The 20,066-nt window shown below is 69.9% G+C and carries 20 protein-coding genes and 1 pseudogene; 10 read left to right on the top strand and 11 right to left on the bottom strand.

Features of this window, described 5'->3' with window-relative positions:
• The first annotated feature begins 110 nt into the window (after positions 1-110).
• From chvE to AB0I04_RS44365, 6 genes and pseudogenes are all read left to right on the top strand, one after another.
• Entirely contained in the window at positions 111-1,241 is a 1,131-nt protein-coding gene (gene chvE / locus AB0I04_RS44390) for a multiple monosaccharide ABC transporter substrate-binding protein (RefSeq protein ID WP_360899003.1), read from the top strand.
• A 65-nt stretch (positions 1,242-1,306) separates the two neighbouring features.
• Positions 1,307-2,854, top strand: coding sequence for a multiple monosaccharide ABC transporter ATP-binding protein (gene mmsA / locus AB0I04_RS44385; protein WP_360899000.1), 1,548 nt, complete (start codon positions 1,307-1,309; stop codon positions 2,852-2,854).
• Positions 2,851-4,095, top strand: coding sequence for a multiple monosaccharide ABC transporter permease (gene mmsB, locus AB0I04_RS44380; RefSeq protein WP_360898997.1), 1,245 nt, complete (start codon positions 2,851-2,853; stop codon positions 4,093-4,095). Before mmsA ends, mmsB begins: the two co-directional genes overlap by 4 nt.
• Complete coding sequence (locus AB0I04_RS44375) at positions 4,092-5,132, top strand: LacI family DNA-binding transcriptional regulator (RefSeq protein ID WP_360898994.1); 1,041 nt, start codon at positions 4,092-4,094, stop codon at positions 5,130-5,132. The genes mmsB and AB0I04_RS44375 overlap by 4 nt, the downstream gene beginning before the upstream one ends.
• A gap of 27 nt (positions 5,133-5,159) precedes the next feature.
• Positions 5,160-6,212, top strand: coding sequence for a galactose-1-phosphate uridylyltransferase (gene galT / locus AB0I04_RS44370; protein WP_360898991.1), 1,053 nt, complete (start codon positions 5,160-5,162; stop codon positions 6,210-6,212).
• A 55-nt stretch (positions 6,213-6,267) separates the two neighbouring features.
• Positions 6,268-6,924 (top strand): annotated as a pseudogene (locus AB0I04_RS44365) (TIGR04222 domain-containing membrane protein); the annotation flags it as partial.
• A 4-nt stretch (positions 6,925-6,928) separates the two neighbouring features.
• Here the strand turns inward: AB0I04_RS44365 and AB0I04_RS44360 are convergent.
• The 6 genes from AB0I04_RS44360 to AB0I04_RS44335 all read right to left on the bottom strand — a co-directional run bounded on the left by AB0I04_RS44360 (position 6,929) and on the right by AB0I04_RS44335 (position 11,847).
• Positions 6,929-8,317, bottom strand: coding sequence for a S41 family peptidase (locus AB0I04_RS44360; protein WP_360898988.1), 1,389 nt, complete (start codon positions 8,315-8,317; stop codon positions 6,929-6,931).
• 113 nt (positions 8,318-8,430) lie between these two features.
• Positions 8,431-9,180 carry an SDR family oxidoreductase gene (locus AB0I04_RS44355; protein WP_360898985.1) on the bottom strand — a complete coding sequence of 250 codons (750 nt, stop codon included), beginning with the start codon at positions 9,178-9,180 and terminating at the stop codon, positions 8,431-8,433.
• 1 nt (position 9,181) lies between these two features.
• On the bottom strand, positions 9,182-9,661 hold the full coding sequence (locus AB0I04_RS44350; RefSeq protein WP_360898982.1) for an SRPBCC family protein: 480 nt from the start codon (positions 9,659-9,661) through the stop codon (positions 9,182-9,184).
• Positions 9,636-10,031, bottom strand: a complete 396-nt coding sequence (locus tag AB0I04_RS44345) for a metalloregulator ArsR/SmtB family transcription factor (RefSeq protein ID WP_360898979.1) — start codon at positions 10,029-10,031, stop codon at positions 9,636-9,638. Before AB0I04_RS44345 ends, AB0I04_RS44350 begins: the two co-directional genes overlap by 26 nt.
• Before the next feature lie 77 nt (positions 10,032-10,108).
• Complete coding sequence (locus AB0I04_RS44340; protein ID WP_360898976.1) at positions 10,109-11,104, bottom strand: J domain-containing protein; 996 nt, start codon at positions 11,102-11,104, stop codon at positions 10,109-10,111.
• Positions 11,101-11,847 carry a hypothetical protein gene (locus AB0I04_RS44335; RefSeq protein WP_360898973.1) on the bottom strand — a complete coding sequence of 249 codons (747 nt, stop codon included), beginning with the start codon at positions 11,845-11,847 and terminating at the stop codon, positions 11,101-11,103. Before AB0I04_RS44335 ends, AB0I04_RS44340 begins: the two co-directional genes overlap by 4 nt.
• A 131-nt stretch (positions 11,848-11,978) precedes the next feature.
• Between AB0I04_RS44335 and AB0I04_RS44330 the strand changes: the two genes are divergently transcribed.
• The 3 genes from AB0I04_RS44330 (at position 11,979) to AB0I04_RS44320 (ending at position 14,143) form a co-directional block, all read left to right on the top strand.
• The gene (locus AB0I04_RS44330; protein ID WP_360898970.1) at positions 11,979-12,602 is read left to right on the top strand and encodes an RNA polymerase sigma factor; all 624 of its coding nucleotides are present in this window, start codon (positions 11,979-11,981) and stop codon (positions 12,600-12,602) included.
• Positions 12,595-13,512 (top strand): CU044_5270 family protein, encoded by a 918-nt coding sequence (locus AB0I04_RS44325; RefSeq protein WP_360898967.1) that lies wholly within the window; start codon positions 12,595-12,597, stop codon positions 13,510-13,512. The genes AB0I04_RS44330 and AB0I04_RS44325 overlap by 8 nt, the downstream gene beginning before the upstream one ends.
• A gap of 133 nt (positions 13,513-13,645) precedes the next feature.
• Entirely contained in the window at positions 13,646-14,143 is a 498-nt protein-coding gene (locus AB0I04_RS44320; protein ID WP_360898964.1) for an NUDIX hydrolase, read from the top strand.
• Between the two features lie 20 nt (positions 14,144-14,163).
• Here AB0I04_RS44320 and AB0I04_RS44315 read toward each other — a convergent pair whose 3' ends face one another.
• Positions 14,164-14,976 carry an SAM-dependent methyltransferase gene (locus AB0I04_RS44315; RefSeq protein WP_360898961.1) on the bottom strand — a complete coding sequence of 271 codons (813 nt, stop codon included), beginning with the start codon at positions 14,974-14,976 and terminating at the stop codon, positions 14,164-14,166.
• Positions 14,977-15,478: 502 nt separating this feature from the next.
• Between AB0I04_RS44315 and AB0I04_RS44310 the strand changes: the two genes are divergently transcribed.
• A complete protein-coding gene (locus AB0I04_RS44310) occupies positions 15,479-15,865 on the top strand; it encodes a hypothetical protein (protein WP_360898958.1) in 387 nt (128 codons plus the stop codon).
• A 127-nt stretch (positions 15,866-15,992) separates the two neighbouring features.
• Here the strand turns inward: AB0I04_RS44310 and AB0I04_RS44305 are convergent, their stop codons facing one another.
• The 4 genes from AB0I04_RS44305 to AB0I04_RS44290 form a co-directional block, all read right to left on the bottom strand.
• Positions 15,993-17,243: a lipase family protein gene (locus AB0I04_RS44305; RefSeq protein ID WP_360898955.1), complete on the bottom strand. Its 1,251-nt coding sequence runs from the start codon at positions 17,241-17,243 to the stop codon at positions 15,993-15,995.
• Positions 17,240-18,262 (bottom strand): aldo/keto reductase, encoded by a 1,023-nt coding sequence (locus AB0I04_RS44300; protein ID WP_360898952.1) that lies wholly within the window; start codon positions 18,260-18,262, stop codon positions 17,240-17,242. The genes AB0I04_RS44305 and AB0I04_RS44300 overlap by 4 nt, the downstream gene beginning before the upstream one ends.
• Entirely contained in the window at positions 18,262-19,152 is an 891-nt protein-coding gene (locus AB0I04_RS44295; RefSeq protein WP_360898949.1) for an alpha/beta hydrolase, read from the bottom strand. Before AB0I04_RS44295 ends, AB0I04_RS44300 begins: the two co-directional genes overlap by 1 nt.
• Positions 19,153-19,342: 190 nt before the next feature.
• Positions 19,343-19,948 (bottom strand): response regulator transcription factor, encoded by a 606-nt coding sequence (locus AB0I04_RS44290; protein ID WP_360898946.1) that lies wholly within the window; start codon positions 19,946-19,948, stop codon positions 19,343-19,345.
• Positions 19,949-20,066 lie beyond the last annotated feature (118 nt).

Raw genomic sequence — 20,066 nt, 5'->3', positions numbered from 1 at the left:
ACAGGCGCGTTGCCGAACTGTGTCTTGACATCCGAATTGTGACCGTTAACACTCCGGCAAAGCAGTGGAAACCAACCCGTCGTACCCCCCCGTCCCACCCAAGGTGAGATATGAAGATCACGAAGTTGGCCACGATGGCCACGGGCCTGTGCATGGCCCTCGCCATGACCGCCTGCGGCTCGAGCACGAAGTCCGTCGACAAGAAGGGCGGCTCGGGCGGCTCGACCAAGGGTGCGCTCATCGGCGTCACGATGCCGACCAAGTCCTCCGAGCGGTGGATCCACGACGGGGACAACCTCAAGTCCTCGCTGGAGAAGCTGGGCTACAAGGTCGACCTGCAGTACGCCGAGAACGACATCCCCACCCAGGTCAACCAGGTTGAGAACCAGATCACCCGGGGCGCCAAGCTTCTGATCATCGCCTCGATCGACAACAAGTCCCTCAGCACGCAGCTGCAGGAGGCGCACGACAAGCACATCCCGGTCATCGCCTACGACCGGCTGCTCCTCAAGTCGCCGAACGTCGACTACTACGCGACCTTCGACAACTACAAGGTCGGTGTCCTGCAGGCGACGGCCCTCCTCACCGGCCTCGGCCTGAAGAAGGAGGACGGCTCCGACGGCACCGCCAAGGGCCCGTTCAACATCGAGCTCTTCGCCGGCTCGCCCGACGACAACAACTCGTCGTACTTCTTCAACGGCGCGATGGACACCCTGAAGCCCTACATCCAGAAGGGCACGCTGGTCGTCAAGAGCAAGGAGACGGACTTCAAGACCGTCGCGATCCTGCGCTGGGACCCGGCCACCGCGCAGAAGCGCATGGAGGACCTGATCACCAAGGCCTACGGCGGTGGCACGAAGGTCAACGGCGTGCTCTCCCCGTACGACGGTCTGTCGATCGGCATCCTCTCCGCCCTCAAGAGCGCCGGCTACGGCACCTCCGGCCAGCCGTACCCGGTCGTGACCGGCCAGGACGCCGAGCTCGCCTCGGTCAAGTCGATCCTCAAGGGTGAGCAGTACTCCACCGTCTACAAGGACACCCGCCAGCTCGCCGCGGTCACCGTCAAGATGGCCGACACCGCCCTCAAGGGCGGCACACCCCAGGTGAACAACACCAAGGACTACAACAACGGCGTCAAGGTCGTCCCGTCGATGCTGCTCCAGCCGGTTCTGATCTTCAAGGACAACGTCCAGAAGAACCTCGTCGACACCGGCTACTACACCCAGCAGCAGCTGCAGTAGCGGATCGAGGGCGGGCGGCGCCGACGGCGCCGCCCGCCCTTCCGGCGTGACACGAAGGGCACGACATGACCGACGACGCGATTCTGCGGATGAGCGGGATCACCAAGACGTTCCCCGGCGTCAAGGCGCTGCAGGACGTGAACCTGGTGGTGCGGCGCGGCGAGATCCACGCGATCTGTGGTGAGAACGGCGCAGGCAAGTCCACCTTGATGAAGGTGCTGTCGGGCGTCTACCCGCACGGCTCGTACGAGGGCGACATCCACTTCGACGGCGAGCTGTGCCGCTTCTCCGGCATCCGCGACAGCGAGAAGCACGGCATCGTCATCATCCACCAGGAGCTGGCGCTCAGCCCGTACCTGTCGATCGCCGAGAACATCTTCCTCGGCAACGAGAAGGCCCACCGCGGCCTCATCGACTGGAACAAGACCAACGCCGCCGCCGCCGAGCTGCTCGACCGCGTCGGCCTGGACGAGAACCCCACCATCGCGGCGATGGAGATCGGGGTCGGCAAGCAGCAGCTCGTCGAGATCGCCAAGGCGCTGTCCAAGGACGTGAAGCTGCTGATCCTGGACGAGCCGACGGCGGCGCTGAACGACTCCGACTCAGCGCACCTGCTCGACCTGCTGCGCGGCCTGCGCGAGCAGGGCATCACCTGCGTGATCATCTCCCACAAACTCAACGAGATCAAGGCCATCGCGGACTCGACCACGATCCTGCGCGACGGCCGAACGATCGAGACGCTCGACATGGAGAAGGACCTCGTCACCGAGGACCGCATCATCTCCGGGATGGTCGGCCGCGACCTCGAGCACCGCTACCCCGAGCACGAGTCGAACGTCGGCGAGGAGGTGCTGCGGATCGAGGACTGGACCGTGCGCAGTCCCACCCAGCACGATCGCCTGGTCGTGAACGGCGCCAACCTCACGCTGCGGCGCGGCGAGATCGTCGGCCTGGCCGGGCTCATGGGCGCCGGCCGTACGGAGCTGGCGATGAGCGTGTTCGGCCGCAGCTACGGCGTCGGGATCACCGGCCGCATCTTCAAGGACGGCAAGGAGATCCGCGTCAAGTCGGTCGGCGACGCCATCAAGCACGGCATCGCGTACGCCACCGAGGACCGCAAGCGGTACGGCCTGAACCTCATCGAGGACATCAAGCGCAACGTCTCCGTCGCGGGGCTGCTCAAGATCGCCAAACGGGGCTGGGTCAACGACAACGAGGAGATCCAGGTCGCCGAGCGCTACCGCAAGAGCATGAACATCAAGGCGCCGAACGTCGCCGCGATCGCCGGCAAGCTCTCCGGCGGGAACCAGCAGAAGGTCGTGCTGTCCAAGTGGCTGTTCACCGACCCGGACGTGCTGATCCTCGACGAGCCCACCCGCGGCATCGACGTCGGCGCGAAGTACGAGATCTACTCGATCATCAACGAGATGGCCGACCAGGGCAAGGCCGTGCTGGTCATCTCCTCGGAGCTGCCCGAGCTGCTCGGCATCTGCGACCGCATCTACGCGATGTCGGCCGGGCGCATCACCGGTGAGGTCCCCCGCGAGGAGGCCACTCCGGAGCGGCTGATGCAGTACATGACCCGTTACGACGAGGAGCAGGTAGTTTCATGAGCAGCGTCGCACCGGCCCGCCCGGACAAGGGCGAGGCTTCGCCGCCGTCCCGCGGCGTGGCCGACCGGATTTTCTCCGTCAACCTGCGGCAGAGCGGTATCTACGTCGCGTTCGCGCTGATCGTGGCGCTGTTCGCGGTCCTCACCCACGGGGACCTGCTCTCGCCTGAGAACATGTCCAACGTTCTCGTGCAGAACTCGTACGTCCTGATCCTCGCGATCGGGATGATCCTCATCATCATCTCGGGCCACATCGACCTGTCGGTCGGCTCGGTCGTGGCCGTCACCGGCGGGTTGTCCGCGGTGCTGATGGTCAACCACCACATGCCCTGGCCGCTCGCCGTCATCCTGACGCTCGTCGCGGGCGCGGTCATCGGCGCGTGGCAGGGGTACTGGATCGCCTACTTCGAGATCCCGGCCTTCATCGTGACGCTCGCCGGCATGCTCATCTTCCGCGCCCTCACCCTCACCGTGCTGGGCAACCAGGGCATCGGCCCGTTCCCGGACCAGGTCCGCACGTTCGCCAACGGCTTCCTGCCCGGCTACTTCGGCAACGTCGGCCTCGGCCCACTCGGCGGCGGCGACCTGTTCACTCTGATCGTCGGCGTGATCGCCGTGGTGGGCATCGTGCTCACCCAGTGGCGGGCCCGCCAGGGCCGCGCGGGATACGGGCAGAAGATCGACGCGCTGCCGCTGTTCATCGTGAAGATGGTCCTCGCAGCGTTCGTCGTGATGTTCATCGTCGTGCAGCTCTCGCGGTTCAAGAACCTGCCGGTCGTGCTCATCGTGCTGACCGTCCTGGTCCTCGGCTACACCCTCGTCACCACCCGCGCGATCTTCGGCCGGCACATCTACGCCATCGGCGGCAACCTGCAGGCCGCCCGGCTGTCCGGCATCAAGACCAAGTCCGTGGTGTTCTGGCTGTTCGTCAACATGGGTGTGCTGGCCGCGCTGGCCGGCGTCATCTTCGCCGGACGGCTCAACCAGGCCGGCCCGACCGCCGGAACCAACTTCGAGCTCGACTCGATCGCGGCGGCCTTCATCGGCGGCGCGGCGGTGCAGGGCGGCGTCGGCAAGGTCGTCGGCGCCATCACCGGTGGCCTCATCATGGCCGTGATCAACAACGGCATGTCCCTCCTCGGCGCGCCGAGCGAGCGGGTCATGCTGATCAAGGGCCTCGTGCTGCTGGCCGCAGTGGCGTTCGACGTCTGGGCCAAGCGCCGCGCCGGCACCTCCCGGTGAACCTGGACGCACCATCCGAGGACCGGGGCGACGCGCGGGTCACGGCGCGCCCCGGCCTTCGGGACGTGGCCAAACTCGCCGGGGTGTCGCACCAGACCGTGTCCCGGGTCTTCAAGGATCACCCACGGGTGAGCTCGGAGACCAGGGCCAAGGTCCTGGCCGCGGCCGCTCAACTGGACTTCCGGCCCAACGCCTTCGCCCGAGCCCTGGCCACCGGCCGCTCGCGCACACTCGGCGTGGTCAGCTTCGACGCCACCCTCTACGGGCCCGCGTCAATGATCAGCGAGATGGAGCGCTGCGCCCGCCAGGCCGACTACTTCACCAGCGTCATCGCGCTGCAGTCGGCCAGCCAGCGCTCGATCAGCGAGGCGGCCGAGCGGCTGCGCGGCCAGGGCGTGGACGGGCTCATCGTGATCCCCGGACACGTCCCGCTGACCCAGACCACCAAACACCTGCCCTCCGACATACCCCTCGTGGTGATGGAGAGCGAGACCATCGTCCCGGCCGTCGGAGTCGACCAGTACTCCGGGCCGAAGGCGGCGACGCGCTACCTCCTCGACCTCGGGCACCGGACGGTCCACCACCTGCCCGGCCCGCCGTCGTGGCTGGAGGCGCGCGAGCGCCACCGCGGCTGGCGGGACGCGCTGATCGAGGCCGGTGCGCCGATCCCACCGACCCTCCCGGGCGACTGGAGCGCCGGATCCGGGTACGACCGGGGCCTGGCCCTTGCCGCCGATCCGGAGGTCACGGCGGTGTTCGCCGCCAACGACCAGAACGCCCTGGGCCTGCTGCGGGCCCTGTACGAGGCGGGCCGTCGCGTGCCGGACGACGTCAGCGTCATCGGCTTCGACGACATCCCGGAGGCGGCATATTTCATCCCGCCGCTCACCACCATCCGCCAGGACTTCGCCGCCGTCGGCCGGTCGAGCGTTAACCTGCTGCTCGAACAGATCGAGAGCGGCCGGCGCAGCGACAAGAAGATCATCATCTCCACCGAGCTGGTCAGCCGCAGCAGCGCCGGCCGGGCCCCTGCCTGACCCTTGCTCCGCGAAAGGGAACCCCCGATGTCCTCCGCTCACGCCGTCACCGAGTCCTCCTGCCGCACGTCCGTGCGGCTCGCGGACGGAAGAGAGATCATCTACTTCGACGACGTGCCCGGGCTGGACCGCTCCACCCCCGACCGGCGGGACCTGCCCCCGTACGCGCCCGCCGCCGAACTGCGGTACGACGAGCTGCAGGGCGAGGAGGTCCTCGTTGCCGCGCACCGGCAGAACCGCACCTACCAGCCCGCGCCCGGCGAGTGCCCCCTCTGCCCGTCCCGCGACGGACACCTGAGCGAGATCCCCGCCCCCGACTACCACGTCGTGTCGTTCGAGAACCGCTTCCCGTCCCTCGGCGGCCCGGCCGGCGGTCGCTGCGAGGTGCTGTGCTTCACCAGCGACCACGACGGCTCCTTCGCGACCCTGCCGCCGGAGCGGCTCGCCACCGTCGGCCGCGCCTGGGCCGACCGTACGATCGAACTCGGGCACCGGCCCGACGTGCAGTACGTCTTCCTCTTCGAGAACCGCGGCGCGGCGATCGGCGCGACCCTGCCGCACCCGCACGGTCAGATCTACGGCTTCCCGTACATCCCACCGGTCCCGCGCCGGATGCTGGCCGCCGCCGAGCGGTTCCGCGAGGAGCACGGCCGGTGCCTCATGTGCGACGTCGTCGCCCGCGAGGCGGACGGTCCCCGCGTCGTCGCCGAGACCGACCGCTTCCTCGCGTACGTGCCGGAGGCCGCCCGCTGGCCGTACGAGGTGTACGTCGCCCCGCGCTTCTGCGTCCCCGACCTGCCCGCCCTCGACGCCGCCGCACGCGACGAGCTCATGGGCCTGTACGCCGACGTCCTGCGCCGGTTCGACGCTCTCTACGAGCAGACGACGCCGTACATGGCCTGCTGGTACCAGGCCCCGGCGCGCGCCTCGCGTGACCTGGCACACCTGGCCGCCCGCATCTACACGCCGCAGCGCACCGCCGACAAACTGAAGTTCCTCGCCACGAGCGAGACCGGCGGCGGCGCGTACATCAACGACGTGCTCCCCGAGACCGCCGCCGCCCGCCTCCGGGAGCTCTGAGCCAGAGGAAACCGCGACTCGGCCGGGCGCGTCCAACCGATGTCGGGGGGCTCGACACGACCCCGGGTGGAGGGCGCCCATGCCGGAGCACGACCTGTCCCCGTACGAGATCGCCTACCTGTTCGGCGGACCCGACTGCGCGGCGATGGTCGCACTGGTCGCTCTGCATGAGGACGGGCGCATCCGCGTCACGCCCGACCGGCACCGCGTGTACGCCGAACGGCGCACCGCGGAGGATCCGGTCGAGGCGACGGCGCTGGCCGTGATCCCGGATGTCGGCCGGGTCCTCGGCCTGACCCGGGCGTTGATCGCCGCGTCCCCGGCCGTGGCGCAGATCGGCCGGAGACTTCGTGCCGAGGGACTCCTGCCACAGTCCCGGGCCGGCGCGCTGTGGCGCCGGAACACGCGGGCCCGTTCGCTGCGGCGCGAACTGGCCGCGGCACCCGACGGCCTCGTACGGGTCGCGGTTCGGGGAACGGCCGGGATCGCCGACGACGAGCTCCGGGGCATCTTCGAGACGCATGTGTACACGCCGCCGGCGCACTCGCCGCTGACCAACCCGAAGCGCGACAGGCCGGTCGACCCCCTCCACGGCCACACGCCGATGAACCCGGCCGTCTACGGCTACTCGGACGGCTACGGGGATGCGGGCGGCTTCGACGTGGGCGGATACGGGACCTCGGGAGGCTCGGACGGGAGCGGCGGCTGGTGAGCCGTCATCCCTTGGTCAGGAGGGCGACGGCGCGGTCGAAGGCGGAGTCGCGGCCCTTGGCGAGTTCCTCGTCGGTGAAGACCGGCGTGCGGACGTCCGGCGGGATGCCGGCGCCGTCGAAGGTCGTGCCCGTGCGGGTGAGGAACTCCTCGTCGGGCAGCCCGAAGGCCCAGCCGTTCGGGAGGTGCCGGTCGAGGATGTCGGAGAAGACGCCCTGGGTGTTCTCGCCGATCCGGACCGGCCGGGGGAGGCGGTCCATGAGGGCCTGGGTGAAGGTCTCGCCGGCGCTGATGGTGGAGCCGCCGGTGAGCACCGCGACCGGTCCGCGGTAGAGCGGCGCGTGGGCGGGGCGCACCCGGATCGGCTGGGGGCGCGTGAACCCGGCCGGGTCCTTCGGGTCGTTGCGGACCCGCTTCGAGTACGCCGTGTAGGCGCGGCCGGTGAGGCGAGAGGCGATGCGTAGCCCGAGGACGTCCGACCCGCCGCCGTTGAGACGCAGGTCGATGATGAGCCCCCGGAGCCTGCCGGTTCCGGTCGTGCGGGCGGGGGTGAGGACGGCGTCGAGCGTGCGGTCCAGCTCGGCCGCGTTGGTGGCGTAGGTGTCGTCCTCGGTGTAGCCGCCGAAGCCGGAGATCCGCAGGTAGCCGAGGCGGCCGGGCAGGTCGGCGTAGGAGATCCGGCCTTGGGCGAAGTCCCGCAGCGGCGTGTCCCGCTTCGCGATGAAGGCCTTGATCTTGGCGTCGTAGTCCGGCATGGGCATGATGGTGCCGGGCCGCAGGTGGTAGTAGCGCTTGCCGTCGGCGATCAGGCCGATGTGGACGTCGTTCAGTGGCGCCACCATGGCGTCGAGGATCGACGCGAGGCGGTCGCCGGTCGTCCCGGCGGTCACCTGCGGGCGGTAGCGCCGCCGTACGGCGTTCCAGTCGATGCCCTTGGCGGCGAAGAACGGGTAGTTCTCGGCGAAGGTCTGCCAGAAGACGTCGAACGTCGCCCGCGGGTCCTTCGGCGCGGGCCTCGCGCAGCGGGCCGGCAGCGCGGCCGTCCGGCGCAGCCCCCGGACGCCGGCCGACCCGTCGATGGTGAGGTGACCGCCCCGGCCGTCGCGCCGGACCCGGATGACGTCGTCGTCCTTGTCGGTGAAGGCGACTTCGCCTCCGGGGCCCACCGGCCCGGTCTGCTGCGCGGTGAAGCCGGGCAGGCAGCTCACCGCGGTCGTCTCGTACGCGCGCATCCGCCCGTGATCGATGGACAGGACGGTGGCGTACCCGTCCGAGGTCCACACTCCGTCGACCGGGCCGGGTGTGGTCGCGGCCATGGCCGTCGTCGGCGTGAGGGAGGCGGCGACGGCCGCGGCCGTGATGCTCAGGACGGTCCTTCTGCGGTGTTTCCGCACGGTGTCGTTCCTTCGTCTCGGTGATCAACGCGCCGTCAGGCTAATGACGCGCTCTTCACCGTTTCGTCACCCCGCGGAGCCGGATCCGGCGTACCCCTGAAGGACGACGAGGGTCAGTCCGGGACCGAGCCGCACGTGATGTTGATCGCCGAGCCGGTGATCGTACGGGCCCGGTCGGAGGCGGCGAAGGCGGCGACGTTCCCGACGTCCTCGAGGGTCGCCGCGCGGCCGAGCATGGTCTTCCCGACGATGTCGCCGACGATCGCCTCCCGGCCCTCGAAGCCCTCCGGCAGCGTCTCGGGCACCCCGCCGGTCTGCAGGGTGACGACGCGCACGCCGTACGGGCCGAGCTCGCAGGCCAGGCTGAGCCGCAGGGACTCCAGCGCGCCGAACGCGACCAGCAGCCCGCCGAGGCGCGGCATCGGCGGGCCGTACCCGCCGAAGATCAGGATCGCTCCCGAGCGCTGCCGCGTCATGTGGCGTGCGGCGGCCCGCGCCGTCAGGAACGTCGTGCGGACCGCCGTGACGACCGGCCGCTCGAAGTCCGCCAGGGACATCTCGGCGAACGGCGTGCCCTGAACGTCGCCGTGCGCGATGACGTTCAACGAGACGTCCAGGCTGCCGAACTTCGCCGCGACCTCATCGGCGTGCTCGTCGACGGCCCGTTCGTCCAGCGCGTCGAGCACCGCCGTCTCGGCCCGGCCGCCCGCCGCGCGGATCGGCTCGGCGACCGCCTCCAGCCTCGCCGCCGTCCGCCCTGCCAGGTGGACGCACGCCCCCTCCCGGGCGAAGGCCCGCGCCACCGCACCGCCGATCACCCCGCCGCCTCCGTAGATGACGGCGTTCTTCCCCTCAAGCATCATGTCAGCGGCCCTGGAGCTCGGCGAGGAGCTCCTCCAGGCGTTCGTCGGAGTCGCGGATGCCGTGCTCTGCCCCGGAGGCGATCATGCCGTCGCGGTCCTCCACCGACTGGAAGCTCGACACCGACCGCACCAGCGTCCGGCCGTCGACCTCCTCGAATGTCGCCGTCTCCAGGGCGACGTGGCCGGGCACGCCCTCGTACTCGAAGGTCTGCACGATGCCGTCCGCCGACGGCTCGCCGTGGAAGACGCCGTGGAACCCGTACTCGTTGCCGGCCGGGTCGATGCTGACGTAGCGCCAGCGGCCGCCGTCGCGCGGCTCGTGGTAGTCGAAGCGCATGGTCAGCTCGCGCGGGCCGAGCCAGCGCACGATCAGCTCCGGGTCGGTGTACGTCTGGAACACCAGGTCGCACGGTGCCTCGAACTCTCGCGTAATGACGATCTGCGGGATGCCGGGCTCAGCGGTGATCTGCGTCTTGGCCATGGTCTTCTCCGTTCGTCGTGGTCGCGTCGGCGCGGCCGTTTCCTCCTTGGCCCTGCAGCGCCGCGAGCAGCTCGTCGAGCCGTTCGTGGCTCTCGTCCCAGAACCGCTGGTAGCGAGCCAGCCAGGTGGTCACCTCGCGGAGCGGCTCGGCCTCCAGATGGCTGAGCCGGGCCGTCGCGCGACGGGCCCGGGAGATGAGCCCGGCGTTCTCCAGCACCTTCAGGTGCCGGGAGATCGCCGGCTGGGACACGTCGAACGGCGCGGCCAGCTCGGCCACCGTCGCGTCCCCCTGGGTCAGCCGGGTCAGGATCGCGCGCCGCGTGGGATCCGCGAGCGCCGCGAACACGAGGCTGATCCGGTCGTCGGCCACTTCATAACCACCTTGTTTTAAAACGAGTAGGTTAATAATCGGTCCGCACTCCGGCCCTGTCAAGGGACCGAGGCGAGTCACTGCCGGGCAAGCACGCCGGACGCCGTGACCTTGCCGTTCTTGTCGTGGTAGACGACGTCGAGCTTGGCGCTCTTACGCCGACCGAGGCGCATGTCGCCGACGTCGCAGCCGGTCATCGACGACCCGAACACGGTCTTCACCGTCAACCGGTCGCGTTCGAAGGAGACCGGCACGGCCGTGCCGGCGCACTTCCCGTCGAGGTAGCGCACCTCGCCGTTCTTCTTCCCGGCGTGCAGCGTGACCTCGGCCTTCCAGCGCTGGTGCGTGCCGTTCTGCTTGGCGGCGTCCGTCACCGTCCCCTGCCACGTACCCGCGAACTTCGCCGGAACGGCCGCCGACGGCTGCGGCCCGCGATCGGGGAAGAACGCCGAGAGGATGAGGACCAACGCCCCGCCGAACCACACGACCCCCCAGGCCACCGAACACCCGATGCCGACCCTCGCCCGGATCGAGCGCCGCCGGCGCACCGGCCGGACGAAGCGCGGACGCGGCGGTGGCCGGCCGGTGCCGGTGTCCCATGGGGTCGCACGCGGAGGCGGTCCGTTCCACGGAGGCGGTCCGTGGTCGGCGGTGTCCCAGGGACTCGCGGGTGGGGGCGGTCCGTGGTCGGCGGTGTCCCACGGGTCCGCGGAAGGGGGCGGGCCGGCGTCGGCGTTCGCCCACGGGTCCCGGGGAGGCGGGGCACCCGGCGCGGCACCCGCCCACGGATCGTCGATGATCTCCTCGGGTTCCGGCTCCGGTTCCGGCGGCGCCGCGCGGAAGGCGTCGTAGGCGGCGCGGCGGTGCCGCAGGACGTCGCGCGCGGCGTTCAGCAGGCGGATGCGCTCCTCGGCGGCCTTCTTCGCCCGCGCGTCCGCGACCAGGTCGGGATGCCCGGTCTTCGCCAGGCTGCGGTACGCGCGCCGGATCTCGTCCTGGGTCGCGTCCGGGTCGACCCCGAGCACGTCGTACGCGTCGTGCCCCGAGAGTTCGGCGAAGTCCGCGGGCCTCACTTACCCATGCGGCGCGCCACCGAGGCCCGGTAGCACGTCAGTGACCAGTGCACGGTCGCGTCGGAATGGCCGGCGGGGATCACCTTGGTGCCGGACGCGACCGTGACGTCCCGCGCCCCGGCAAGGCAGACCATGAACATGTTCAGCTGGTGCTCGAACCCCTCGTACGCCCAGTTGCAGCGCAGCACGCGCTGACCCGAGGTGAACGGCGTCTGCAGCAGCTCCTGGGCACGCGGCGGGAGGTTGCCGAGCAGCCCCCGGTCGGCGGAGTCGAGCCCGGTGATCTGCGCGGCCGGCGGCCTCGGCCCGGACCCCAGGGCGGGACCGGACCCGGGCGCGTGCGGTGGCGGCCGGTGGTCCACGCGGACATGCCGCAGCGACCCGGGCTCGAACAGGAACCCCGAGATGGCGTAGACCGGGCGATGCTCGGTGTTGATCCGCGGCTCGGCGATGGTCAGGCCCCGGTCCCCGAACACCACGGCGTACGGCCGGCCGTCGAGGCTGGACGAGTCACGGCGGGCGAACCAGTCGATGACGCCGCCGGCGAGCTCCATGAGGCGCTCCCGGGTGCGCCCGCCGATCATCTCCCAGCACTCCTGGCGGAGCTTCTCCCCGGAGTCCAGGCCCATCTCTCCGGCCTGGTGCAGCGGAGCCGTGCCGGGCTGAGTGGGCTCCAGCCCTCCGCCGCGCCGCGTGAGCGGACGGTCGTCGCCGGTCGGGACGATGGGAAACGACGAGTCCACGTGCCAGAGCCTCCTGCCCCGCTCCTGCTGACGGCCGAACCCCATTATGTCGAGACCGACGCGCCTCTGTCCCGTCCTGTACAGGCCATACCGCGCTTCGGAAGACGATTCGCGCGTGCGACGGAGTACGGGTGATCGTTGACCGCTCCACCGGAGGGAAGCCGCATGAGAGAGACGAGAAGGTGACCGCCGACGTGGGGGAGCAGGCGTCCGACGCCGAGCTCGCCGCCCGCTTCACCCGGGACCCCGACTCCTTCACCGCCGTGTACGACCGCTACGTGCAGGACATCCACCGGTACGCGGCCGGGCGGCTGGACGCGCAGTCGGCCGAGGACGTGGCCGCCGAGACGTTCTGCGTGGCGTTCGACCGGCGCGACCGGTTCGACCCTGCGCGCGGCAATCTGCGGCCCTGGCTGTTCGGCATCGCCACGCACCTGGTGGCCCAACATCGGCGCAAGGAGGCCCGTCACTACCAGGCGCTGGGCCGCATGGGCCGCGAGCGCGCCGCCGAATCCCACGACGGCCGGGTCGCCGCGTCGGTGACCGCGCAGCGGATGCAGCCGCAGCTCGCCAAAGCCCTCGCCGGACTGTCCCGGGGCGAGCGCGACGTCCTGCTGCTGGTGGCGCTCGCCCAGCTCAGCTACGAGGAGGTGGCCGAGGCGCTCGGCATCTCCAAGGGCACGGTCGGCTCCCGGCTCAGCCGCGCCCGTATGAAGCTCCAGAAAGTGCTCAAGAAGGAGTCGTTCCATGGATGACCTGCAGATGCTCGCCACCACGCTGGCGGCGCCGGAGATGTCCCGCGAGGCGGTCGACCGGGGCCGGCACCGGTTGCTGAACCGGATGCGCGGCCCGGTATCCCGCAGGCGCCGGCCGCGTGTCCTGGCGGCCATGCTCGGGCTGACCGCCGCGGCCGCGGCGGCGGCCGTCGTCGTCACGACGTCGGGCACCACGGCGCCCACCGCGACCCCGAACAGCCCCCCGGCCGAGCTGTCCAGCCGGCAGATCCTGCTCGCCGCCGCCAGGACGGCGGAGGCCCGCCCGGCGGGATCCGGGGTGTACTGGCACGTCAAGACGATCGATGAGAACAAGAAGTCCACGTCGAAGCCCGTGCGCGGAGTCCTGGAGACCTGGACCCGGCGCGACGGGATGCGGTGGGATGGATGGAACGGCAGGGTCCTCACGGACGACGGCCCCGCTTCACCGGCCGCCTTCCAGGTCGCCTTCACCAAGCTGACGTCCGCACAGCTCCAGGGCCTGCCGACCACCGCCGACGGCCTGCGGGCGTGGATCGATGACTCCATCAAGCGGTCGAAGACCGGCCGGGTCCCCCTCGGCGCCGAGCGGACGTACGTCCCGAGGACGCTGATCGAGTTGCTGTACGAGTTTCCGGCGCCGCCGAGGGTCCGCGCCGCGGCCTACCGGGCGCTCGCCGCGCTGCCCGACGTCAAGAGCACTGGCGTGGTCAAGGGCGGACGCGGCCTGCTGATCAACGGTGGCACCGCGGACGAGCAGCGGCTCGTCTTCGACCCGGAGACGTCCCTGGTCCGCAGCGTGGACACCACCATGGGCGCCTCGTACCACCGCGTCACGGTCCTCGCCGCCGAGTGGACCAACACGCTCCCCAAGGTCACCCCGCACAAGACCCTGCCGCCGGGCCGCGGCTGAACCCGTGCGGCCGCCGGGCACGGGCTCAGCACCCGCGCCCGGCGGTGCCGGGTGCCCGGCGGCTCTTCCGAGACGCCCCGGGGCCGCAGCGTTTCGGCCGACGCACAGGCGATGGCCTCGGTAGCCTCGCCGAGTGAACTCTCCTCGTCCGGCGCCCCTGCCTGAACAGTTCGCGGCGTCTCTGCCGCGCAAGCGCATGGGCGCCGGCGCGTTGTTCCGCGACACGGCCGGGCGAGTGCTGCTGGTCGAACCGACGTACAAGCCCACGTGGGAGATTCCAGGCGGCATCGTCGAGAAGGAGGAATCCCCGCACGCGGCGTGCCGCCGAGAAGTGGCCGAAGAACTCGGGCTGGACTGGCCTATCCAGCGGATCCTGGCCATCGATTGGGTGCCGTCTCGGCCTGAACTGTCCGAGGGGCTGATGCTCGTCTACGACGGCGGGGTGATGTCCGACCGCGAAGTCGCGGCGATCCGGCTGCCCGCCGAGGAGCTGGCCTCGTACGCGTTCGTCCAGCCTGAGCGCGTGGGCGAGCTCGCCAATGCGCGCCTGGCACGCCGGATCGCCGCCTGCCTGGAAGCGGTGGCCGCGGGCACACCCGTCCTGCTGGAGAACGGCACCCCGATCGCCTGAGCTGGTTCTTCCAGCGGGGCTCAGCGTTTGCGGCCGGTGGCGCCGAGCATCCAGATGGACTCGGCGTCGCGTACGGCGTCCGGGTCGTCGGGCCGCCACTTCGGGAGGTTGACCAGGCCGGGCTCGACCAGGTCGTATCCGTCGAAGAGCGTTTCGATCTCCTTGGGCGAGCGGAGAATGGCCGGGGAGGTGGCGCGCTTCTTGTAGACGTCCGCGGCCGACTCCGCGCCGTCGGCGTTGCGGTCCGGCGGCGTGATGTGGGACAGCGCCAGGTAGCTGCCCGGCACGGACACGTCCCGGAACGCCGCGACGAGGCCGTACGGGTCGTCCGCGTCGGCGATGAAGTGCAGCACCGACATGAACAGGACGGCGACCGGCTCGTCGAACCGGATCAGTCGGCGTGTGTCCGGGTGGTCGAGGATCGGGCCGGGGTCGCGCATGTCGGCCTCGACCACGGCGGTGGTGCCGTCGTCGGGCAGCAGCGCCTTCGCGTGGGCGCGCACGATCGGGTCGTTGTCGATGTAGACGACGCGGGAGCCGGGCGCGACGGTCTGCGCGACCTCGTGCACGTTGCCCTGGGTCGGCAGCCCGGTGCCGACGTCGATGAACTGCCGGATGCCCGCCTCACCCGCGAGGAAGCGCACGGCCCGGCCGAGGAACGCGCGGTTCTCCCGCGCCAGCACACGCACCTCGGGGGCGGCGGCCAGGACCTGCTCGGCCGCGTCCCGGTCGACGGAGAAATTGTCCTTGCCGCCGAGGTAGTAGTCATACATCCGGGCCGGGGTCGGCCGGTCCGTACGCAGGTCGTGGACCGGGACCTCCTCGTCGTCCATCACGGACTCCCTCGATTCCATACACGTGCCGCCGCGGACAATGACCGCTAGTCAAGGTGCAACGAATGTGAAGATCGTTCTGTTCCCGTGTCCGGCCAGGCGGGGGCGGGAGCGGGCCGGCCCGGCCGCTGCTCGTCCAGCAAGCCGTCCAGGCGCTTGGCCACGAACCGGCGCCGCCACTTGCCCACCCGCTGGCATCGACCCGCAGATCGGCCGCCACCTTCAACGTCCGAGCGGCCCTCCGCACACGCCGGGCGGATCACTTCAGGGGCGGCCGCAGTTCTCGGTGACCGATGGGTCTGCAGGCCTAATGGAGTTGGGCTTGCGGACCTGGATCGGGTTTTAATAGTTGGTTCCATGCGCCCAAACTCTGCCCATGTAGGCCATTGATATTGACCTAGGGTGGCGATCTGGGAACACTATGCATTCCAGGGTCTCGTCAATTGCGCCCTGGTTCTCCCGACGTGGCATCTCTACCCGCTGGTATTTCAGGAAGGAACCCATGCGTAGCATCAAATTCGCCGCGGTCACCGCGGCGGCCGGATTCGCCCTGTCGATGCTGGCCGCGCCGAGCGCGCAGGCTGCCACGGACGGACGGGGCAGCGTCAAGTGCGGTAAGGGTTTCGGCGGTAATGCCAGGGTGAACTTCAGCTGGATGTACCACGGTGATAACACCGTCGTCTACTTCAACAACCATTGCGCGAAGGGAAAGAAGATCACCGCGCAGACCGTCTGGTACAAGCAGTCGTGTTCAAGAGGTATTTGCGAAGATGATTATCGCCGGGTGAATATGGATACCCACGGCAAGACTCATGGAAAGAAAAAGTTCTCCGACAAAGGATACACCCTGGTCTGCGTTGATCGCGGCCACCCGGCAGACCACTGCTAATTGCGCGCTAGTGTCCTGCGCCAGAAATTCGCCTGGTAAGTAGCGTCCGGCGGTCGCGGCCTTCAGGGACGGGAACGGGCGCGGCGCCTTGCGGCACCGCGCCCGTCACGCCAACGAGGAGCCGGCTTCAGCGGGTGGCGAAGCGGGACTTGACCCAGGCGAGGATGTCGGGCATCGCGCCGTCGTCGATGCCGGTCGCAGCTCCGTAAGTGTCGTGCTCCAGGCCGTCGTAGACGCGGTAGGTGATCTGGGAGCCCGCGCGGCGGAGTCCGGCGGCGACCTTGGCGTTGACCGACGCGGGGGTGACGGTGTCCGCGCCTCCTTGCAGGAACAGCACCGGGCCGGCGACTCGTTCGTGGCCGAGGCTGTTGTCGCGCAGGTATCGGGTGAAGCGCGGGTCGCCGGCGTAACCCGGCTGGACCAGCGCCGACCCGGTCAGATCCGCGTACACCGCAGTGGTCACGCCCAGGCACCCGCTCCGGGCGGTGTTCAGGCGGGTCAGGGCGGCTGGGGTCAGCAGCCGTCCGACATCGATCTTCGGGTTGCTGTAGGCGGCGCCCTGGGCCAGCAGCGGAGCGAATCCGCCGTACGGGACGGTCGTGGCGACGTGGGCGGCGAGCGTGGGCAGATCGGCGGCGGGCGAGGTGACGACAGCCCCACGGTAGCCCGGCTCCGGGCGCTCCAGCTGGCGTTCGGCGAAGCCCAGTGCCGCGCCACCGCCCTGGGAGTGCCCCCATAGCACCCAGCCGCGCGCCAGGCCGGGCACGGCCTGGCGCGCGGACCGCACCGCCCCGGCGACGTCCTCGGCCTCGGCGGTCTTGTTCACCAGTTCCGGGCGACCGGTCGTCCCCAGACCCGCGTAGTCCGGGGCGACGACGACGTAACCCTGCTCCAGGAAGCGGACCATCTGGTTGCCGTGGTAGAGGTCGCGCATCAGCGACGGCGCACAGTCGACACCAATGCCGCTGGCCCCGTGTGCGTCGACCACGACACGCCAGCCGCCCACCGGGCGCGGGCGGTCCAGCGGCACCAGCACGACGCCGGAGACCGCCACATCGCGGCCCCGGGAGGTACGGGAGTGGTACAGCACCCGGACGGCCTTGACCGGCTTGTTCTCCACCACGTAGTCGGAGGTGGTCTCCGCGCGGATCAGGGTTCCGCTCGGCGCCCACGGCAGTGGGTGGGGCGCATCGTAGAAGGCGGTGCGCGGCAGGGTGTTCTGCCGCTGGGCCGCCCAGGCCCAGTCGATCTGGCAGGCCTGGTCGCAGCCGTCGGCATACCCGCCTGCGGCGGGCGCGGTGGCCAGGACGGCACCGACTGCGGCGGTTGCGGAGAGTAGGCGGCCCCTGGTCAGGAAGGCACGACGAACAGACCTCACAGGAGGCTCCTTCCGTCGACCTGCTTTCCGCTGGGCCCGTAGACGAAGTCGGTGGTGTCCGCGATGAACTCCACGGGGAAGCCCAGTTCGATCGCGCCGGCCTCATCCAACCGGGTCACCGCCTCTTCGGGCAGTTCCAGATCGACCGCGGCGAGGTTGTCGGTCAGCTGCTCCAGGTTGCGGGCGCCGAGGATCGGGTGGACCCAGGGCCGGTGCGCTCGCGTCCACGCGATGGCGACCTGCGATGAGGACACCCCGAGTTCGTCGGCCACGGCGTCCACCGTCCGCGCGATGGCCAGGTCGCGTTCGGAGACGGTGGCCCGGTCGACCCGGGAGGGACCGTCGGCGCCGGCCCGGGTGAACTTACCCGCAAGGACGCCGGCGGCCAGCGGCGACCACGCGGCCACCGACAGTTCCAGAGCCGCGGCCATCGGCAGCAGTTCCCGCTCGATGTCGCGCTTGAGGAGGCTGTAGGGCAGCTGGAGACCGGCGAACGGCGTCCACCCGCGGAACTCCGCGATGGTGTTCGCACGGGCGACGACCCAGGCAGGCGCGTCGGAGATCCCGATGTACAGCACCTTGCCCGCCCGTACGAGATCGTCCAGAGCCCGCATCGTCTCCTCGATCGGCGTGTTGGGGTCCCAGATGTGCGCCCACAGCAGGTCGATGTAGTCGGTGCCGAGCCGTTGCAGGCTGGCCTCGACCGAGCGGACCAGGTTCTTGCGGTGGTTGCCGCCGGCGTTCGGGTCGGTGCCGTCCATGGTCACGGTGTACTTCGTGGACAGGACGAAGCGATCGCGGTCGGAGCCGAGAAGCTCCCCGACGATCTGTTCGCTGCTGCCCTCGGTGTACCGGTTGGCGGTGTCGATCACGTTTCCGCCCGCTTCGGCGTAGGCAGTGAACATCTTGCGGCACTCCTCGACTGAGGCGCCCCATCCCCAGTCCTGTCCGAAGGTCATCGTGCCCAGGAACGCTTCGGAGACCCGTAGCCCGGTGCGGCCGAGCAGTCGGTAACGCATCACATGCTCTTTTCGAAGAAGGACACGGCCCGGTCGATGGCCGGCAGTACGTAACGGTCGTCGTCGTACAACTCGATGTGGTTGCCGGTGTCGAGTAGCAGCAGTTCCTTGGGTTCGGGCGCCGCCGTGAAGGCGGCCTCGGCGTCGGCCACGGGAATGGCCTGGTCGCCGCGGCCGTGCACGATCAACAGGGGAGCAGTGACCAGCGGAAGGTAGGAGTCGACGTCCAGCGTCAGCTCCTGCAGGACCGACAGCGCGGTGCAGCGGTTCTTCCACCCGGGCCAGGTCCCGCGTTCGGTCCCGTAGTACTCGAACGGCTCCGGGCCGGGGTTCCCGGCGGGCATGCCTTCGGGGTTGACCGCGGGCCAGTACTCGATCTCACCGGTGTCGGACTGCCGCTGCGCTATCTGCGCGAACTGGGCCATCAGCGCCGCGAAGTTCTCCGCGCCGAAGCGGTCATGGATCAGCTTGGGGTTGTTGTAGGCGGCCGCGATCAGCGCGACGGCCTTGACCCGGGGGTCGAATGCGGCGAGCTGGATCGCGTAGATCCCGCCCAGGCACACCCCGCACAGCGCGATCTTCTCCGAGTCGACCTCCGGCCGGACTGCCAGGAAGCCGATCGCGTTCCGCAGGTCGGACACCTTCGCGGAGGCGTCTTCGTGCTGGCGCGGTTCACCCTCGCTGTCACCCCAGTTGCGGTGGTCGAAGGCCAGGGCGACGTATCCGCGCCGCGCGAACCAATCCGCGTAGTAGCCGGTGACTTGTTCCTTCACCCCGGAGAACGGCCCGGTCAGCACCACCGCTCCCCGCTCGGCCCCAGGCTCGGGCAGGTAGAGGTCACCGGCCAGCCGGTACCCGTCGCTGCTGAACTCGACCTTCTCTATCGGCATCACGAATCCCCTTACGCTCGGGCGTGCACAAATGGTGCTTCCATGTGCCGCGCGGCTTACTGCGGAGAAGATTCACAGATCCGGCAGGTGGCTCGATAGCGTGTGTGTCATCTGTCGAGGTGTGAATTTTTCATAGGGACCCCGGACAGGCGGCCTCCCAACCACCTCCTGCCGGCGGTGGCCTCCGGCCTCAGATCCAGCCCGCCTCGGTAGCGATCCTGATGGCGTCGACGCGGTTCCGGGCGTCCAGTTTCGCTATCCCCGACGTGAGGTAGTTGCGGACGGTCCCCGGGGTGAGGAAGAGCTGTTCGGCGATCTCTACGGGGGAGGCGCCCGTGGCCGACATGCGCAGGACCATCGTCTCCCGTTGCGACAGGGGGCTTGCCGGCGCTTCCAGGGCGGCGGCCGTGAGCGCCGGGTCCAGCACCCGGCCGCCTGAGGCGACGGTCCTGATCGCACCCGCCAGCTCGGCGGGCCGTACGTCCTTGGGCAAGAACCCCGCGACCTGAGCGGCGAGTGCCCGCCGGAGCTGGCCCGGCCGGTTGAGACCGGTGAGGATCAGCACCTGGCAGCCGGGCAGCCGTTCGCGGAGCCGTTCGGCGGCGGCCAGGCCGTCCACCTCGGGCAGGTCGATGTCGAGCACGGCCACGTCAGGCCGGACTTCCAACGCGGTGGGCACGATGAGCGCGCCAGAGGCAAGCTCCGCGACCACCTGGAGGTCGTCTTCCATGGACAGCAGTTCCACCAGCGCCGAACGCAGCAGCGCCACGTCCTCGGCAAGCAGAATCCTGATCACGCCGAACAGTATCTCGGCGGCAGGAGCCCGACGACGCCTGGGGGAGGTGGCGAAGAGCAGGTGGTACGGGGAGGTCGCGCGCCATTAATGTGAACTTTGCCGACATTCTGTGATGTCA

The organism is Actinoallomurus sp. NPDC050550 (assembly GCF_040655075.1).
Lineage (GTDB): Bacteria > Actinomycetota > Actinomycetes > Streptosporangiales > Streptosporangiaceae > Actinoallomurus.
Note: the sequence above shows the minus strand (reverse complement) of the source record. Positions and strands in the feature narration are given on the sequence as shown.